Source organism: Streptomyces sp. NPDC053750 (assembly GCF_044544295.1).
In the GTDB taxonomy this organism is placed as follows: Bacteria; Actinomycetota; Actinomycetes; order Streptomycetales; family Streptomycetaceae; genus Streptomyces.
The window spans coordinates 401,742-417,034 of the sequence record NZ_JBITXB010000004.1; the positions used below are offsets into that span (position 1 = coordinate 401,742).

Annotated in this window: 12 protein-coding genes, 1 tRNA gene and 1 pseudogene; 7 read left to right on the forward strand and 7 right to left on the reverse strand. The window is 74.0% G+C overall.

Features of this window, described 5'->3' with window-relative positions; genetic code table 11:
• Positions 1–23 precede the first annotated feature (23 nt).
• Entirely contained in the window at positions 24–674 is a 651-nt protein-coding gene (locus ACIGO6_RS14580; protein WP_399875500.1) for a TetR family transcriptional regulator, read from the forward strand.
• A gap of 39 nt (positions 675–713) precedes the next feature.
• Here ACIGO6_RS14580 and ACIGO6_RS14585 read toward each other — a convergent pair whose 3' ends face one another.
• The 3 genes from ACIGO6_RS14585 to ACIGO6_RS14595 form a co-directional block, all read right to left on the reverse strand.
• Entirely contained in the window at positions 714–1,940 is a 1,227-nt protein-coding gene (locus ACIGO6_RS14585; protein WP_399875502.1) for a serine hydrolase domain-containing protein, read from the reverse strand.
• Positions 1,941–1,996: 56 nt separating this feature from the next.
• Positions 1,997–2,950, reverse strand: coding sequence for an aldo/keto reductase (locus ACIGO6_RS14590; protein ID WP_399875504.1), 954 nt, complete (start codon positions 2,948–2,950; stop codon positions 1,997–1,999).
• A 188-nt stretch (positions 2,951–3,138) separates the two neighbouring features.
• Positions 3,139–3,211 (reverse strand) — tRNA-Ala (locus ACIGO6_RS14595).
• A gap of 181 nt (positions 3,212–3,392) precedes the next feature.
• On the opposite strand from ACIGO6_RS14595, the gene ACIGO6_RS14600 reads away from it, so the two are divergent.
• Positions 3,393–3,941, forward strand: a complete 549-nt coding sequence (locus tag ACIGO6_RS14600; protein WP_399875505.1) for a helix-turn-helix domain-containing protein — start codon at positions 3,393–3,395, stop codon at positions 3,939–3,941.
• A 78-nt stretch (positions 3,942–4,019) separates the two neighbouring features.
• A complete protein-coding gene (locus ACIGO6_RS14605; protein WP_399875506.1) occupies positions 4,020–5,555 on the forward strand; it encodes a serine/threonine-protein kinase in 1,536 nt (511 codons plus the stop codon).
• A 17-nt stretch (positions 5,556–5,572) separates the two neighbouring features.
• Here the strand turns inward: ACIGO6_RS14605 and ACIGO6_RS14610 are convergent, their stop codons facing one another.
• Both ACIGO6_RS14610 and ACIGO6_RS14615 read right to left on the reverse strand, forming a co-directional pair.
• On the reverse strand, positions 5,573–6,952 hold the full coding sequence (locus ACIGO6_RS14610) for a hypothetical protein (RefSeq protein WP_399875858.1): 1,380 nt from the start codon (positions 6,950–6,952) through the stop codon (positions 5,573–5,575).
• A gap of 159 nt (positions 6,953–7,111) precedes the next feature.
• Complete coding sequence (locus ACIGO6_RS14615; protein WP_003999697.1) at positions 7,112–7,240, reverse strand: DLW-39 family protein; 129 nt, start codon at positions 7,238–7,240, stop codon at positions 7,112–7,114.
• Positions 7,241–7,577: 337 nt separating this feature from the next.
• On the opposite strand from ACIGO6_RS14615, the gene ACIGO6_RS14620 reads away from it, so the two are divergent.
• From ACIGO6_RS14620 to ACIGO6_RS14630, 3 genes and pseudogenes are all read left to right on the forward strand, one after another.
• Positions 7,578–7,955, forward strand: coding sequence for a DUF6344 domain-containing protein (locus ACIGO6_RS14620; protein ID WP_399875508.1), 378 nt, complete (start codon positions 7,578–7,580; stop codon positions 7,953–7,955).
• 199 nt (positions 7,956–8,154) lie between these two features.
• Positions 8,155–8,748, forward strand: a pseudogene (locus tag ACIGO6_RS14625) (UTRA domain-containing protein); the annotation flags it as partial.
• Positions 8,749–8,757: 9 nt separating this feature from the next.
• Positions 8,758–9,534: a glycosyltransferase family 2 protein gene (locus tag ACIGO6_RS14630; protein ID WP_399875510.1), complete on the forward strand. Its 777-nt coding sequence runs from the start codon at positions 8,758–8,760 to the stop codon at positions 9,532–9,534.
• Positions 9,535–9,565: 31 nt separating this feature from the next.
• Here ACIGO6_RS14630 and ACIGO6_RS14635 read toward each other — a convergent pair whose 3' ends face one another.
• Positions 9,566–10,489, reverse strand: coding sequence for an FkbM family methyltransferase (locus ACIGO6_RS14635; protein WP_399875512.1), 924 nt, complete (start codon positions 10,487–10,489; stop codon positions 9,566–9,568).
• Positions 10,490–10,498: 9 nt separating this feature from the next.
• Positions 10,499–10,693 carry a ferredoxin gene (locus tag ACIGO6_RS14640; protein WP_399875513.1) on the reverse strand — a complete coding sequence of 65 codons (195 nt, stop codon included), beginning with the start codon at positions 10,691–10,693 and terminating at the stop codon, positions 10,499–10,501.
• Between the two features lie 522 nt (positions 10,694–11,215).
• Between ACIGO6_RS14640 and ACIGO6_RS14645 the strand changes: the two genes are divergently transcribed.
• On the forward strand, positions 11,216–15,232 hold the full coding sequence (locus ACIGO6_RS14645; protein WP_399875515.1) for an AAA family ATPase: 4,017 nt from the start codon (positions 11,216–11,218) through the stop codon (positions 15,230–15,232).
• Positions 15,233–15,293: the final 61 nt, after the last annotated feature.

Consider the following 15,293-nt stretch of genomic DNA (forward strand, 5'->3'; position numbering starts at 1 on the left):
GCCGAGGTCTAAGGAGAAGGCGCATGCAGGAACGGGCCGCCAGAACGCGTCAGGCCCTGTTGGAGGCGGCCGCCGACGAGTTCGCCGAGCGCGGCTACGACGGCGCCTCCCTCCAGAGGGTGGTCTGGCGGGCCACGACCTCGATGGGCTCGCTGACCTTCCACTTCGGGAGCAAGACCGCCCTGGCCGAGGAGGTGCGCCTGGCCGGGCGCGCCCGCTTCGTGCGCCGCCTGGAAGGCCTCGCGGCCGCCACCGACCCGTTGCGGGGACTGCGCACCCTGATCGGCTCGCTGGCCCGGCTGGTCCACGAGGACCCCTTCGTACGCGCCGCGCGCCGCCTGGAGGCCGACCGTCCCGAGGGCGCGCCGCCATTGGCCGAGGCCTGGCTTCCCGTGCTCCGGGGCCTGCTCGACCGGGCCGATGGCGCGCACCGGCTCCGTCCCGGGGTGTCCACCGAGGACGCCGTGGCCCTGCTGGCGCATCTCGCGGAGGGCGCCATGGCCTCCCACGACGCGACCCCGGACGCGGTCTGGGAGATCGTCCTCCACGGCCTCGCCGCCGAGCGGCCGGGCCGGACGGGCCGTGCGGGCAGGACGGGCGGGGCGGGCAGGACGGGCGGGGCGGGCAGGACGGGCAGGACGGTCTCGATGTGGTGCGGGTCGGAACCCACCTGAGGGCGGATTCCGACCCGCGCCGTGCGTACAGGCCGTGACTCAGGCGGCCCGCAGCGCCCTCGCCACCTCGTCCAGGACCCCCGCCCCGGGGCCCGCCGTCAGCCGGCTGCAGACCCAGGCGACCCCGGCCCCGGCCGCGGGCCAGGCCTGGTAGGCGACCGAGCCCGGACCCTGGTGACCGAAGGCACCGGAGCAGACGGCGGGGTGGAGGCCCTCGTCGAGGAGCTGGAGGCCGCCCTCGCCGTACGCGCTGATCCCGCCGAGCAGCGGGTCCAGGCCCTCGACCCAGAAGCTCCGCGCCTGGTCGAGCGTGCGGCGCGACAACAGCAGCGGCTCCTCGCCCGGCGCCCGCACGGCGTCCGCGGCCAGCACACCCTGGAGCCCGGCGAGACCACGGGCCGACGCGTACGCCCCCAGCGAGGGGACGACCGCGTGGCGCCGTCGGCTCTCGCTCCACACCCCGGCGTCCGCGGGGAACGGCGACGGGTTGTTCCACACCCGCCCGACGAGCTCCGCCTCGTCGACGCCCACCCCACTGCCCGGCGCCGGGAAACGGGCGCGGAAGCCCTCGTCGTACGAGATCCGCGCGGCCTGCGGCAGTTGGTCGGGGACGAGGCCGAAGTGGATGTCGAGGCCCAGCGGGCCCGCGATCTCCTCCAGGAAGAACAGGTCGAGATCGCGGCCGTCGACCCGGCGCACCACCTCGGCGACGATCCACCCGGCGGTCCACGGCCCGTGCAGCACGCCGCCGGCCCGGGGATCGTCCTCCGGACTGTGCAGTTCGAGCAGCGCGGCCATCATGCGCGGGTCCTCGATGTCCCGCTGGTCGAGGTCCGCCGCCATGCCCGGCAGGCGGGCGGTGAACGTCAGCACGTCCCGCAGCGTCACCGCGCCCTTGCCGCGCGCCGCGAACTCCGGCCAGTACTCGGCGACGGGCCGGTCCAGCTCGAGCGCGCCCATGTCGGCGAGCAGCAGGACCGCCGTGGCCAGGATCTGGTGGGATCCCGTCAACACCGGCTGGAGGGTGTCGCCGGTCCACGGCGTCCGGGCGGCCGGGTCGGCGGTGCCGTGCCACAGGTCGACGACGGGTTCACCGTCCCGTACGACCGCCAGCGCGGCTCCCTGGGCACCGGGCGGACCCGCGGCCCGGCAGGCCCGTTCGAAGACATGGCGCACGGAGGCGAAGCCGGGTGCTGTGGTCCCGTGAACGCGGGTCGTCGTCGCCCGCGGCCGCGGGACGACCTGCCGTACCAGAGAGGCCGTCATGTGAAGAGCTCCAGAAGAGGGGGCCGTCAGGGGCAGTGGCGTGAGATCGGTTCCGCTCATACCTCGGGAGCCCCCGCCGGGTAGGGGAGGAACTCCAGGTCGGTCAGGTCCTGCTCGGTCAGGCGAACCCGGTCGCCGCCGAGGTTCTCCGCGAGGTGGTCCGGCGCCCTCGTGCCGGGCAGCGGCACCACGTGCTCGCCGAGCCGGAGCAGCCACGCCAGGGCGACCTGCGCGGGGGTGACCCCGTGGCGGGCGGCCACGTGGGCGACGGCCTGCGTGAGCGCGAAGTTGTGGCGGATGGCGCGCGGCGCGAAGCGGGGCTGGGTGCGCCGCCAGTCGTCCACCGGCAGATCGTCGGACCGGGACAGCGCACCGGCCAGCAGGCCGCGGCCGAGCGGGGCACCGGCCAGCAGCGCGATCCGGCGCTCCACCGCGTACGGCACGACGTCGTCGAGACCGCAGCGCGTGAACAGCGACACCTCGGCGGCCATCGCCGCCGCCTCGTGCACGGCTTCGGCGGCGCGGGCCTCCTGCACGGTGACGACGGGCAGCCCCAGCATGCGGATCTTTCCCGCCCAGACCTGCTCGGCCAGCGCACCCCAGCTCTCCTCCAGCGGTACGCCGGGATCGACGCGGCGCAGCAGGTAGAGGTCGATGTGGTCCACGTGCAGCCGGCGCAGGCTCTCGTCGACCGCGGCCCTCAGCGCCCGCGGACCTCCCGCGGGCCGCAGCACGCCGTCCGGGTCACCGAGCAGACCGCCGCCGGTGCACAGCACCACCTCGTCCCGGCGCCCGCGGATCGCCTCGCCGATCAGCCGCTCGTTGTCCCCGGCCGCGTAGGCGCCGGCCGTCTCGACGAGGTTGACCCCGAGGTCCACCGCCTGCTGGACCAGCGACACGGCCTTGCCCTTGTCCCGCAGGGCCGGGGCGTACCGGTACGAAAGGCCCATCCCGCCCAGCCCGAGCCGGCCGACGACCGGCCCGTCCCTGCCCAGTGTTGTGGTCCGCATCCTGTGAGACCCCCTTCTCCACGGAGGAAAGCGACCACCTCATGGCAACAGCCCAGGACGCCGACGCACAGCTTCCCGCTCCTACTTGCCGATCTCGGGCGACTTCGGCATGTTCACCACGCCCGCGGCACAAAAGAACCCCCTGACTGCGTTTCCGCAGATCAGGGGGTGCAAGGTGTGGAGCAGAGTGGAGCCTAGGGGAGTCGAACCCCTGACATCTGCCATGCAAAGACAGCGCTCTACCAACTGAGCTAAGGCCCCGAAGAAGAAGACGTCCGGCCGGGATACCGCGTGCCGACGGGCGCCGCAGACAAGAGTACCGGGTCGCCCCCGGTATCTCACAAATGATTGGGGCTCCCCGGGAACAACCACGCTCCGTAAGATGCTCGGCGTGGTTCGCTGGAGCGAACTGCGGTTTTTGGGGAAGCGATGGGGAGACGCAATGGACGCCGCACAGCAGGAAGCCACCGCAAGAGCGCGGGAACTGCAGCGGAACTGGTACGGGGAGCCGTTGGGGGCGCTCTTCCGTAGGCTTATCGACGATCTCGGTCTCAACCAGGCTCGTCTCGCGGGGGTCCTGGGGCTGTCCGCGCCGATGCTGTCGCAGCTGATGAGCGGCCAGCGGGCGAAGATCGGCAATCCCGCGGTGGTCCAGCGGGTGCAGCTGCTGCAGGACCTGGCGGGGCAGGTCGCGGACGGCAGCGTGAGCGCGGCCGAGGCGACCGAGCGCATGGACGAGATCAAGAAGTCGCAGGGGGGCTCGGTGCTCAGCAACACCACGCACACGACGAACAGTTCGGGAGCGCCCACGGTCAAGCGGGTGGTCCGTGAGATCCAGTCACTGCTGCGTTCGGTGGCGGCGGCCGGGGACATCATCGACGCGGCGGACGCCCTCTCCTCGACCCACCCGGAGCTGTCCGAGTTCCTCCGGGTGTACGGCGCGGGCCGTACGTCGGACGCGGTCGCGCACTACCAGTCCCACCAGAACTGATCCCCGGGGTCCGGCCGCCGAACGGCTCGGCGGCCGGACCCCGGGCAGTGGCGCGAGGGGGAGGAGCGGCACACAGCCATGGGTGAGGTCTTCGCCGGCCGGTACGAGCTGGTCGATCCGATCGGCCGCGGAGGGGCCGGTGCCGTGTGGCGGGCCTGGGACCACCGCCGGCGACGGTACGTGGCCGCCAAGGTGCTGCAGCAGAGGGACGCGCACGCGCTGCTGCGCTTCGTCCGTGAGCAGGCGCTGCGGATCGACCATCCGCACGTCCTCGCGCCCGCCAGCTGGGCCGCCGACGACGACCAGGTCCTGTTCACCATGGACCTGGTCACGGGCGGCTCGCTCGTCCACCTGGTGGGGGACTACGGTCCCCTGCCGCCCGCGTTCGTGTGCACGCTCCTCGACCAGCTGCTGGCCGGGCTGGCCGCCGTGCACGGGGAGGACGTGGTCCACCGCGACATCAAGCCCGCCAACCTGCTGCTCGAGGCGACCGGGACGGGCCGGCCCCGGCTGCGGCTGTCCGACTTCGGCATCGCGATGCGGCTGGGCGAGCCCCGGCTGACCGAGACCAACCTCGTGGTCGGGACGCCGGGTTACCTCGCGCCGGAGCAGATGATGGGCTCGGACCCGGACTTCCCGGCGGACCTGTTCGCCGTGGGCCTGGTCGCCCTGTACCTGCTGGAGGGCGCCAAGCCGGACGCCAAGGCGCTGGTGCAGTACTTCGCCGACCACGGGACGCCGCCCGCCCCGCAGGGGATTCCCGAGCCGTTGTGGCAGATCGTCGCCACGCTGGTGCAGCCGGACCCTTCGGCGCGGTTCCGTACCGCCACGGGGGCGCGCAAGGCGCTGGCCGCGGCCGCGGAGCTCCTGCCGGAGCCGGGACCCGACGACGAGCTGATCGAGATCTTCGACCAAGTCGGCCCACTGCCCCCGGGCTTCGGCCCCGACGGACCCCACAAGCGGGCAGCCGGACTGGACGCCCCACCACCGGACCCCCGCCACCCGGCCAACGGGGAAGCACCGCCCGCCCCGCCACCACCTCCCCCGACCGACAGCCCCACTCCGTCCCCATCCCCGTCGTCCCCGTCCACTGCGACCGGCACCCCGCCGCAGCCCCCGCCCACCGCAGACGGCACACCGCCCCTTCCTGCCCCGGCGCCACCCGCCCCCGACGGCACACCACCCCCTCCGCCCACGGACCCGTTCCCCACCGCGCCGGGGGCGTCGGCCACGGCGTCGTCCGAGGTGGGGCATGCGTCTGTCATGTCGGAGACCGGCAGTTTCCGTCTGCCGCCCCCGCCGGTGACCGGCACGCCTCCGGCCGCCGTGCCCGTTCCGCAGCCGCGCGCCCGGCACCTGGCCGATCCGGGCAGCAGTACGCCGTACCAGCCCCCGTACGCACCGCCGTTGGCGGATCGGCAGCGCGACGACGTCCCCACCGCGTCGTACACCGCACGGACCCCGCAGGGCCCGCCGTCGGCCCAGCCGCGTCCGCAGCGCCGCAGGGCACGGCGGCGGCGTCGCCCGGGTCCTCCGGCGCGGGTGGCGGTACCGGTCCTGCTCCTCGCGCTGGCCTGCTACGCCGTGGGCTTCTGGGCCCTGACCCGGATCTGAGGCCGGCTGCCCGCCGGCTACGTCCCGCCGGCCCGGCGCCGGGCCGTGGCCGTCCACACGCCCAGGCCCACGAGCAGCAGGCTGCCGGTGCCGATCCCGCCCGCGGCGACCGCCTTCATGGCGAGGTCGTCGCCCTCGCCCTCGTCCTGGCCCCCGACCCCCGGCGCAGTCGCCCGCTCCTGTGCCGAGACCTCGAAGGCGCCCTTCGGCACCGGCTCCCCCGCGTACTCCGGCCCCGCCTCCGCCGCGCCGGTGAGCCGCACGCGCAGCGTCATTCCGAAGGGACCCTCGCCGAAGTCGTCGGCCACCTGGGCAGCCAGATGCACGACGAGGTAGTACGCGCCGGCGAACCGCACCGCACTGACCTGCCCGTCGGGCGAGTTCCGGTTGGCGTGGTCCACCGGAGGCAGGGCAGCGAGGGCGACCGTGGCCGGGCGGCCGGTGTAGCCCTTGGCCGCGTCGTCGACCTCGCCGCGCACGGGGTTGTGGAGCGCCAGGCGCAGCGCGCTGGTGGCGTAGCCGGAGCCGCTGCCGGAGCCACCGAGTTCGGCGCTCGCGTGCAGGCGGCGGCCCCAGTCGACGGGGACCTTGTAGAAGAGGGACTGTCCGGGCCGGATGTCGTCGCGCCAGGCGCCCTGTCCGACGGGGGCGGCGTCGGCGAAGCCGCTGCCACCGGCGCGGCGTTCCGGCTCGCCGGTGAGAGGCGCGGGCGAGGCGGAGTCCCACGACTCGGGGGCGGTGGTGACGCCGTCGCCCCGCGTGTGCGGCTCGGTGACGGCGGTGAGTTCCAGGTCCCAGGGCTGTGGCGGGGAGTCCTGCGGGCGGGACCGCTCGACCGTGACGTAGTAGGTGCCGGGGTCCTGGCAGCGTGTCCTGCCGGGGACGATCTCGCGGGCCACCAGGGCGGTGACCGGGCGGGGGCTGTGGGCGGCGCCGAAGGTCGCGCCGTCCAGGGAACAGGAGCCGCCGTCGGCGTCCTCGACGGCCACCCGTATGCCGTCGGCGGCGGTGACCTCGGCGTCGGTGCCGGGTACGGCGGTGACCGAGACGTAGGTGTGGGAGGCGCCGTCGAGTTCCAGGCGGTAGTGGACGGTGCCGCTGCGCGGCAGGGAGCTGCGGTAGGTGGTGCCGGGATCCAGCGACACGGCGCCCGCGGTGCCGCTCGCCCCCTCGATCCGCCGGGCGTCCTCCGCGAACGCGTATCCACGGGGCGTACCAGCGGTACCGGCCGTACCGGCCGCCACAGCAGCGCCGCCCGGCAGAGCAGCGGCCGTGGCCAGTACGACGGTCACCACGGCCGGCCGCACGAGCGCCGGCAACGGTGCGGGCGGACGACGCTCACGCCCCGATCCGGCACGCCGTCCGGCACGCCCCCGAGCCGTACACCACCGCCCCATCACCCGCCACCCCTCGCGCTCGCGCTCGTACTCCTGCCCGTGCCGGCCCATCCTGCCGCGCGCCCGAGCGCTCCCGCGCCCCCGCGGGCGGATCCGGGCAACACAAAACCCCGACCGTAGGACGGCCGGGGTCTGCTCAGGACCGGTTGTCGGTCGTACTCACGAACCCGTGGGCACGGAGTCAGTCGCCTCCGTCCACAGATCCTGCTCGGCGCGATCCGCCTGGATCTGGCGGTACACGAGGAGCCCGCCGATGGCGGCCAGTGCGACCAGGAGAAGCTTCTTCACCGCGCGACCTCGTCTTTCCTTGACGTAGGGGACCTCTGGCGCCCGACTATACACACCGGCCGATACCGATCGGTGACCTGCGCCGGGGGCCAACTACCGGCCGCCGGAGCCCATTAGCAGCGGATCGGCCCGTTCCGATCAGAGGGTGATCACCTCTCCACGGACGGTGACTTTGCCCGTGTCCCTCCCGTCTGCGCACCTTTTCCTCCCCCTTGCGGCCATCCGGGTGGTGTTCATCTGAACAACGCCGCGCCACGGGCGTCGGTCCACCACTTCGCGGCCCTCATACACATCATGAGGAAAGTACGCAAATCGCCCAACCCGAAAGTGAGGGGCCATGGCCCGGAACAAGGTCCTCAGCCTGTGGACCACCATCGTCACCGCCTTCCTGGCGCTGTTCACGGCGCTCGGACTCGTCTCGACGACCGCCGCCGCGGCCGTACCGCAGACGCGGACGCACAGCAACACCGACGCCGAGTGCACCACCCCCGACGAGACGGCTCCCCTGCCGATCCTCGGGTGGTCCTCGGCACGTTCCGGCGCACTGCCCCCCACGATGAAACAGCGCATCCACGCCGAGGCCCACAACGCCGCCCCCAGTTGCCGTCACCGCCCGACCACCACCGCCGCCACGGCCGAGACCGCCGCAGCCGACCCCGCGTCCGACGGCACCGCCCAGCCCTCGACCCAGCACAGCGCCCCTCTCCAGCGCTGAGCGGACCGGCGCCCCGGCACCCGCCGCGCCGCGCCCGCCGCCCGACCCGACACCGACGTCACGGCGATCTGCGTACGCACCGCACGCGAGAAACGGCCCGGCCGCTCCACCGAGCAGCCGGGCCGCCGCCGTGCGCGAGCACAGGACCCCCACCACCCCACGACGGACCGGAAACCGGTGAACACCCGTGCCACAGGCATACGAACGGCGGCCCCGCACCACGGCGGTCCGGGACAACCGCCGGCACCAGTGGGAGAAGGACCGGGCCCGCCGCCCCCACGGCACCCGGGCCGAGACCGGCGCCACGGAGCACGAAACCGGCCTTCACACCGAGGACCTCGTCTTCCACGCCACGTACCGCGAGGTCGGGGCCGACCGCGAGCTGGCGCAGCTCCTCGGCGTCCCCGAGGGGACCGTGCTGCTGCGACGCGAGTACCGGACGCGGTGCTCGGCCGAAACCGCCCCCTTCAGCCTCGTGATCTCCCACCTCGTCCGCGACAGGATCGCGGGGAACCCCGATCTCCTCGACGAGACCAGGGAACCCTGGCCGGGCGGCACGCAGAACCAGCTGTACACCGTGGGCATCGAGCTGGACCGCGTGGAGGAGCGGTTCACCGCCCGCCCGCCGACCCCTCAGGAGGCCGCGGCGCTGGACCTGCCGCCGGGTACGTCTGTGATCATGCTGCGCAAGATCTCGTACGACATCGACGACCGCGTGGTGGACGTCTCCGACGTCACGCTTCCCGGTGACCGCACGGAGCTGCGCTTCACGACGCGACTGGAAAGGTGGTGAGTGCCCGCCGTGAGCCGGCACATCGTCATCGTCACGGCCGTCCACGGCCCCTCGGCCCCTCTGTTGCCGGAGGCACACGCGTCCTTGTGCGAGCAGAAGCTGCCCGACGGCTGGGATTGGCGCTGGGTGGTCCAGGAGGACGGGCGGACCGACGACGTCCGGCCGCACGTGCCCGACGACCCGCGCATCGTCTTCCGGCAGGGACGGCACGGACGCCAGGGCGGCCCCGGCGTGGCCCGCACCCTGGCGCTGGCCGCCGCGGACGGACCGTACGTGAAGGTCCTGGACGCCGACGACCAGCTCCCGCCGGGCACCCTGGCCCGCGACCTGGCCGCCCTCGAGGCCGACCCGGCGATCGGCTGGGCGACGTCACGGGTCCTGGACCTCCTGCCCGACGGCTCGACGGCGGGCTTCCCGGGCGACCCGGACCACGGACCGATCGAGCGCGGGGAGGTGCTCGCCTTCTGGAAGGCGAACGACTTCCGTGCCCAGGTCCACCCGGCGACGCTCCTGGTGCGACGCGAGCTGCTGCTCGCCCTGGGCGGCTGGATGGCCCTTCCGGCCTCCGAGGACACCGGCCTGCTGCTGGCCCTCAACGCCGTGAGCCGCGGGTGGTTCTCCGCGGAGGTGGGCCTCCTCTACCGCAAGTGGGAGGGCCAGGTGACCGGCCAGGCGGCGCATGTGGACCCCGAAGAGCGCCATGCCCGCATGGCGGTGGTGGAGGCCAGGGCACGGGCGCTGGCCTCCTCCGGGTGGCAGTGGCCGAGCTCGCGACGGCGTCCGTGAGCCGGAAGCAGCCACGGAACGCCCGCCCCCGTCAGGGCAGCGTCTCCGCATCCACCCGGGAGAAGATCAGGTCGCACTCCTCGACCACGGGCCCCCGCCACCGGACCGGCACGCCGGGCTCACCGCGCAGCGCCCGCGGGTAGCTCCCGGGCGCGTAGTCGTTGGCGAGCCGGTAGACGTGGAACCCGGCCTCGCGCATCACCGACAGCAGGTCGTCGACGCGGTCCCCGAGCCGCGCCATGCGCTCGGGGGCCACCTCGACGCTGATCTCCGCGTCCGGCCGCAGACCGGCCAGCATCGGCGCCATCCCCCGGACGACGCTCCCCTCCGCGCCCTCGACGTCGATCTTGATGACCCGGGCGGTCGCGATCTCCGCCGGTTCGAGCAGCTCCGGCAGCGGCCGTGCCTCGATCTCGAAGGTGGACTCCGCCGGACCCTCGTACGGGACGATGCTGTTCGCGCCCAGGTTGCGTGAGCTGGCGAGCACGAAGGTCAGGGTCCTGTGGCCGTCGGAGACGGCGGCGTTGAGCGCGCGGATGTTGCCGTGGGCGTTGAGCCGCCCGTGCCCGACCAGGCGGCGATGGACGTCGGGGGAGGCCTCGATCGCCACGACCCGGCCCGCGTCACCGACGAGCTGCGCCGCGAGGACGCTGAAGACGCCGATGTTGGCCCCGACGTCGACGAAGCCGTCCCCCGGACGCAGCCTGCGCCGCAGCCAGCCGGTCAGGTGCGGTTCCCACACCCCGAACAGGTACAGGTACCGCTGGATGAGGTCCTGCGTGTCCACGGCGACCAGGCCGCCGAAACGGGCCCGGACGACCCTGCGGCGCGGATGCTCACGCAGATGGGGATCGAGCCAGCGTGCGGCGAGCGCCGCCTTCCCGAAGGTGCCGGGGCCCCTGCGCACGTAACGGCTGCCGAGCGTGACCAGCGTTTCCCGTACCTCGACGCCCATCCGGTCGCCTCACTCCTCGTCCCGGAGGGTGATCGCGGCGGACGGGCACCCCTCGGCCGCCTCGCGCACCCGGGGGGCGTCGACGTCGTTCTCCCGTCCGGGGATCACGGCACCGAACCCGTTCACCACGGTGAAGACGGACGGGGCCCGGTGGACGCAGTCGCCGGAGCCGTAACACTGCTCGGGGTCGACGGAGATCCTCATGTGCGCACTCCTGCGGCGGGCGAAGCGGGAACCATCACGACGTGCCTGCCCACGGACCGGCACGGTGAATCCGCCCTGCCCGCTCGCCCGTTGCTCCCGGCCATCACCGCCCCGCGCGCCCGCCGGCATGGTCTGGCACCGGTCCCTCCCCTCGTGGGGACCGGTACCACACCATTCCGGCGGCGTTGGTCCGCGGTGCCGGGCCGGGTCGAGGAGGGACGGAGGACAGGGGACGGGAGACGGGATACGGGGTAGGTGGCGGGCATGACGCAACCGCTGCCACCGCGCACGGCGCCGCCGTCGAAAGCCGACCGAGAACGTTCGGCCGCATCGGACGACCGGCCGAGCGCCGAGCCGCTGACCTGTCCGGCCACCGGACGGCCGACCCGCGCCTGTGACGTGATCCTGCCAGCCCAGGCCCCCACCGAGGAGGTTCCGGACTCAGAACAACGATGTAACCGCAGGTCAGGCGTATAGAGTGAGTTTTCCGGTCCGGACGTCCAGGTGCGGGGGAGCAAAGGAGTGGAGGCCTTGAGTTCCGACTCAGGGGCACGCACGGCCTTCGCCGAACGTCTCGCACTGCTGTACAAAGAGGCAGGCAACCCTCCCCTGAAACGGGTGTCCGAGGCGGTCGTCCGGCTGCAGCGGGTCGACGAACGGGGCCGGCCCGTACGGGTTTCCGCCCAGCGGATCAGCGACTGGCGGCGGGCCAGGAACGTACCCGCCCAGTTCCCCGCCCTCGCGGCGGTGCTGCACGTCCTGATCCCCCCGGCCCGGCGCACACGACCGGTCCCCGTCTCCCCGGGCCTGTACGACATCGCGCAGTGGCAGCGCCTGTGGGAGCGGGCGGTCGCCGACCCGACCGGCGAACGCCCCGCGCCACCCGCCGCGGACGACCATGCCCCCCCGGCCGAGGCCCCGGCCGCCACCGGCGGCGTCTGCCCCTACCGCGGGCTGGCCGCCTACCGCCCCGAGGACACCGACTGGTTCTTCGGACGGGAACGCAGCACCGACGCCCTCGTCGCCCAGCTCCGCGCGGCGGAGGACACCGGCGGCCTGGTCATGCTCGTGGGCGCCTCGGGGGCGGGGAAGTCGTCCCTGCTGAACGCGGGTCTGGTGCCCGCCCTGCGCGACGGCGCGCCCGCCGGCGGAGCCGGCCCGGCGAGGGAAGTGCTCCAGCTCGTCCCCGGAAACGATCCGCTCGCGGAGCTGACCCGCCGGATACCGGGGCTCGCCCCCGTCGTCTCCGCCGCGCGGGATCCGGCGGGGCAGGAGGCGGCCGGCGCCCCGGACGTCACCCGCGCGGCCAGGGAGGCCGTCGCGCAGTGGGCCCGCGCCACGTCGTCGCCCGCCCGCCCGGTCGTCATCGTGGACCAGTTCGAGGAGATCTTCACCCTCTGCGCCGACGAGGCGGACCGGCACGCGTTCGTCCGGCTCCTCCAGGCGGCCTGCACGCCCGGCGGCCCGGGGGAGCCCGCCCCCGTACTGGTGGCCCTCGGGGTACGCGCCGACTTCTACGAGCAGTGCCTGCGCCACCCCGAACTGGCCGACGCGTTGCAGCACCGGCACATGGTGCTCGGGCCGCTGACCACCGCGGAGCTGCGCGAGGCGGTGACCGGCCCGGCCAAGGCCGTGGGCATGGAACTCGAACCGGGCCTGGCGGAGCTGATCGTCCGCGAGGTGAGCTCCGACGGACCGCGCGGCGCCCACGACGCGGGTGTGCTGCCGCTCCTCTCCCACGCCCTGCTCGCCACCTGGCAGCGCCGCAAGGCCGGCCGGCTGACGCTGGCCGGCTACCGCGCGGCCGGCGGCATCCAGGGAGCGGTCGCGGCGACCGCCGAACGCGCCTGGTCCGACCTCGACCCGGCGGCCCGCACGGCCGCGCGGGTGCTCCTGCTCCGACTGGTCCGGCTGAGCGAGGACACCCGGGCCACCCGCAGGCGGGGCACGCGGCGCCGGCTGGCCGAGGAGTCCAGGGACCCCGGCAAGACGGAGGAGTCGCTCGAGGCGCTGGTCCGCGCCCGGCTGGTGACCCTCGACGCGGACACCGTGGAGATCACCCACGAAGCGCTGCTGCACGCCTGGCCGCGCCTGCGCGACTGGATCGACGAGGACCGGGGCGGCAACCTGCTGCGCCAGCGGCTGGAGGAGGACGGCAGCGCCTGGGAGGAGTCGGACCGCGACACCTCGCTGCTCTACCGGGGCTCCCGGCTGGAACAGGCCCACAACTGGGCGAAGTCGGCCGACGGCACGTATCTGACGCGGAGCGCGGTGGACTTCCTGGCCGCCGCGGTCAGGCTGCGCAGGCGCACCGTCCTGCTCCGTCGCGGCGCGGTGTCGGCGCTGCTCGTCCTGGCGCTCGTGGCCGTCGGTTCGGCGGTGCTCGCGTGGCAGGAACGCAACGACGCGGTGTTCGAGCAGGTGGTCGCCGAGGCGGACCGCGTCCAGGACACGGACCCGTCGCTGTCGGCCCAGCTGGACCTGGTGGCCCACCGCCTGCGGCCGGACGACGAGGACGTACGGAACCGGCTGATCTCGATCGTGAACGCACCGCTGGCCACCCCGCTCCTCGGACACACGGGCGCCGTCTACCTCACCTCCTTCAGCCCGGACGGACAGACCCTGGCGACGGCCAGCTACGACCGCACCGTCCGGCTGTGGGACATGACGGACCCGGCCCGCCCCGAACCGCTCGGCAAGCCCCTCACCGGCCACACGAGCTGGGTGAGCGCCGCGGTGTTCAGCCCGGACGGCCGCACCCTGGCCAGTGCCTCGGACGACGGCACGATCCGGCTGTGGGACGTGAGCGATCCCGGCCGCCCGCGCCCGCTCGGCGCTCCCCTGGCCGGCCACGGCGGCACCGTCTACCTGCTCGCCTTCGCCCCGGACGGCCGCACCCTGGCCTCCGCCCACGACGACCACGCCGTGCGCCTGTGGAACGTGGCCGACCGGCGCCGTCCGAAGGCGCTCGGCACGCTGACGGGCTCCACCGCCGCGATGCGCTCGGTGGCGTTCGCCCCCGACGGGCGGACCCTAGCGGCCGGCGGCGACGACGACACGATCCACCTGTGGAACGTGACCGACCCGCGCCGTCCCGAGCCCCTCGGCACGCCGCTGACCGGCCACTCCGACCTGGTGCACTCCGTGGCCTTCAGCCCCGACGGCCGCACCCTCGCCAGCGGCGGCGCGGACGACACCGTACGGCTCTGGGACGTGAGCGACCCGCGCCACGCCACCCGGATCGGCTCACCGCTCACCGGTCACACCGGCCCCGTCTGGTCCGTGGCCTTCAGCCCCGACGGCGACATGCTCGCCGCGAGCAGCGCGGACAGCACCGCGAGCCTGTGGAACGTCAGCGACCCGGCCTACCCCTCCCAGGTCGGCATGCCCCTCGCCGGGAGCAGCGGGGAGATGTACGCCCTCGGCTTCAGTCCGGACGGCCGCACCCTCGCCACCGGCAGCGGCGACAGCAAGGTCCGCCTGTGGTCGATCCCCACCTCGGACATGATCGGCCGCATCGGGGTGCTCGGCCCGGACGGGCGCGTGCTGGCCACGGCGGCCCGCGACGGCAGGGTCCGGCTGTGGAACGTGACGAACCCCGCCCGGCCCGTGTCCCTGGGCCCGCCGTTCCGGCCGGGGGAGGGCGACGTGCGGTCGCTGGTGTTCTCCCCGGACGGCGCCACGCTCGCGGTGCTGACGGGAAGCCGCGCGGTACAGCTGTGGGACGTCACCGACCCGGCCCGGGCCACCGCCCACGGCCCGCCCGTGGCCCTGCGGACGCGCTACGCGGGCCCCGACGCGCTGGCCTACAGCCCGGACGGACACACCCTCGCCACGGCCCTCGACGACCGCACCGTCCAGCTGTGGAACACCGACGACCCGTCCGACCTCCGCCCGCTCGGCACGCCGCTCACCGGCCACAAGGGCTACGTCAACACCCTCGCCTTCAGCCCGGACGGCCGCACGCTCGCCAGCGGCAGCGCGGACGACACCGTACGGCTCTGGGACGTCACCGACCCCCGGCACGCCACCCGCCTCGGCGGGCCCCTCGAGGGTCACCTGGGGCCCGTCAACGCGCTGGCCTACAGCCCGGACGGCCGCACGCTGGCCAGCGGCAGCGACGACGGCACGGTACGGCTGTGGAACCTCACCGACCCGGCCGGACCGACCCGGCCGGACGCCACGCTCACCGGACACACCGACTCGGTGGTGTCCCTGACCTTCAGCCACGACGGCGCCACCCTGGCGAGCGGCGGCAACGACAACGCGGTCCGGCTCTGGGACGTCACCACACCCGCGGAAGCCTCCCCCATCGGCCAGGCCATGAGCCCCAACGCCAAAACCGGCAACTTCCTGTCCTTCAGCCCCATGAGCCACATGCTCGGAGTCTCGAGCGGCACGGACACCGTCCGGCTGTGGAACCTGGACGTGGACGACGCCATCGACCGCATCTGCTCGACCACCCGCGGCGTGCTGACCAAGGACAAGTGGCACGAGTACCTGCCCCGCCTCTCCTACGAGCCGCCCTGCGACCAGTGAATGCCTCCCGCAAGGCATCCGTCCTTGTTAGCCTTGGCCACAGCCCGACCGCTGGCGCATC

What these genes read in the sequence shown, in the direction of transcription:
- ACIGO6_RS14580 (WP_399875500.1), top strand. Translation starts at nt 24, where the DNA reads ATGCAGGAACGGGCCGCCAGAACGCGTCAGGCCCTGTTGGAGGCGGCC.
- ACIGO6_RS14585 (WP_399875502.1), bottom strand. Translation starts at nt 1,940, where the DNA reads ATGACGGCCTCTCTGGTACGGCAGGTCGTCCCGCGGCCGCGGGCGACG.
- ACIGO6_RS14590 (WP_399875504.1), bottom strand. Translation starts at nt 2,950, where the DNA reads ATGCGGACCACAACACTGGGCAGGGACGGGCCGGTCGTCGGCCGGCTC.
- ACIGO6_RS14600 (WP_399875505.1), top strand. Translation starts at nt 3,393, where the DNA reads ATGGACGCCGCACAGCAGGAAGCCACCGCAAGAGCGCGGGAACTGCAG.
- ACIGO6_RS14605 (WP_399875506.1), top strand. Translation starts at nt 4,020, where the DNA reads ATGGGTGAGGTCTTCGCCGGCCGGTACGAGCTGGTCGATCCGATCGGC.
- ACIGO6_RS14610 (WP_399875858.1), bottom strand. Translation starts at nt 6,952, where the DNA reads ATGGGGCGGTGGTGTACGGCTCGGGGGCGTGCCGGACGGCGTGCCGGA.
- ACIGO6_RS14620 (WP_399875508.1), top strand. Translation starts at nt 7,578, where the DNA reads ATGGCCCGGAACAAGGTCCTCAGCCTGTGGACCACCATCGTCACCGCC.
- ACIGO6_RS14635 (WP_399875512.1), bottom strand. Translation starts at nt 10,489, where the DNA reads ATGGGCGTCGAGGTACGGGAAACGCTGGTCACGCTCGGCAGCCGTTAC.
- ACIGO6_RS14640 (WP_399875513.1), bottom strand. Translation starts at nt 10,693, where the DNA reads ATGAGGATCTCCGTCGACCCCGAGCAGTGTTACGGCTCCGGCGACTGC.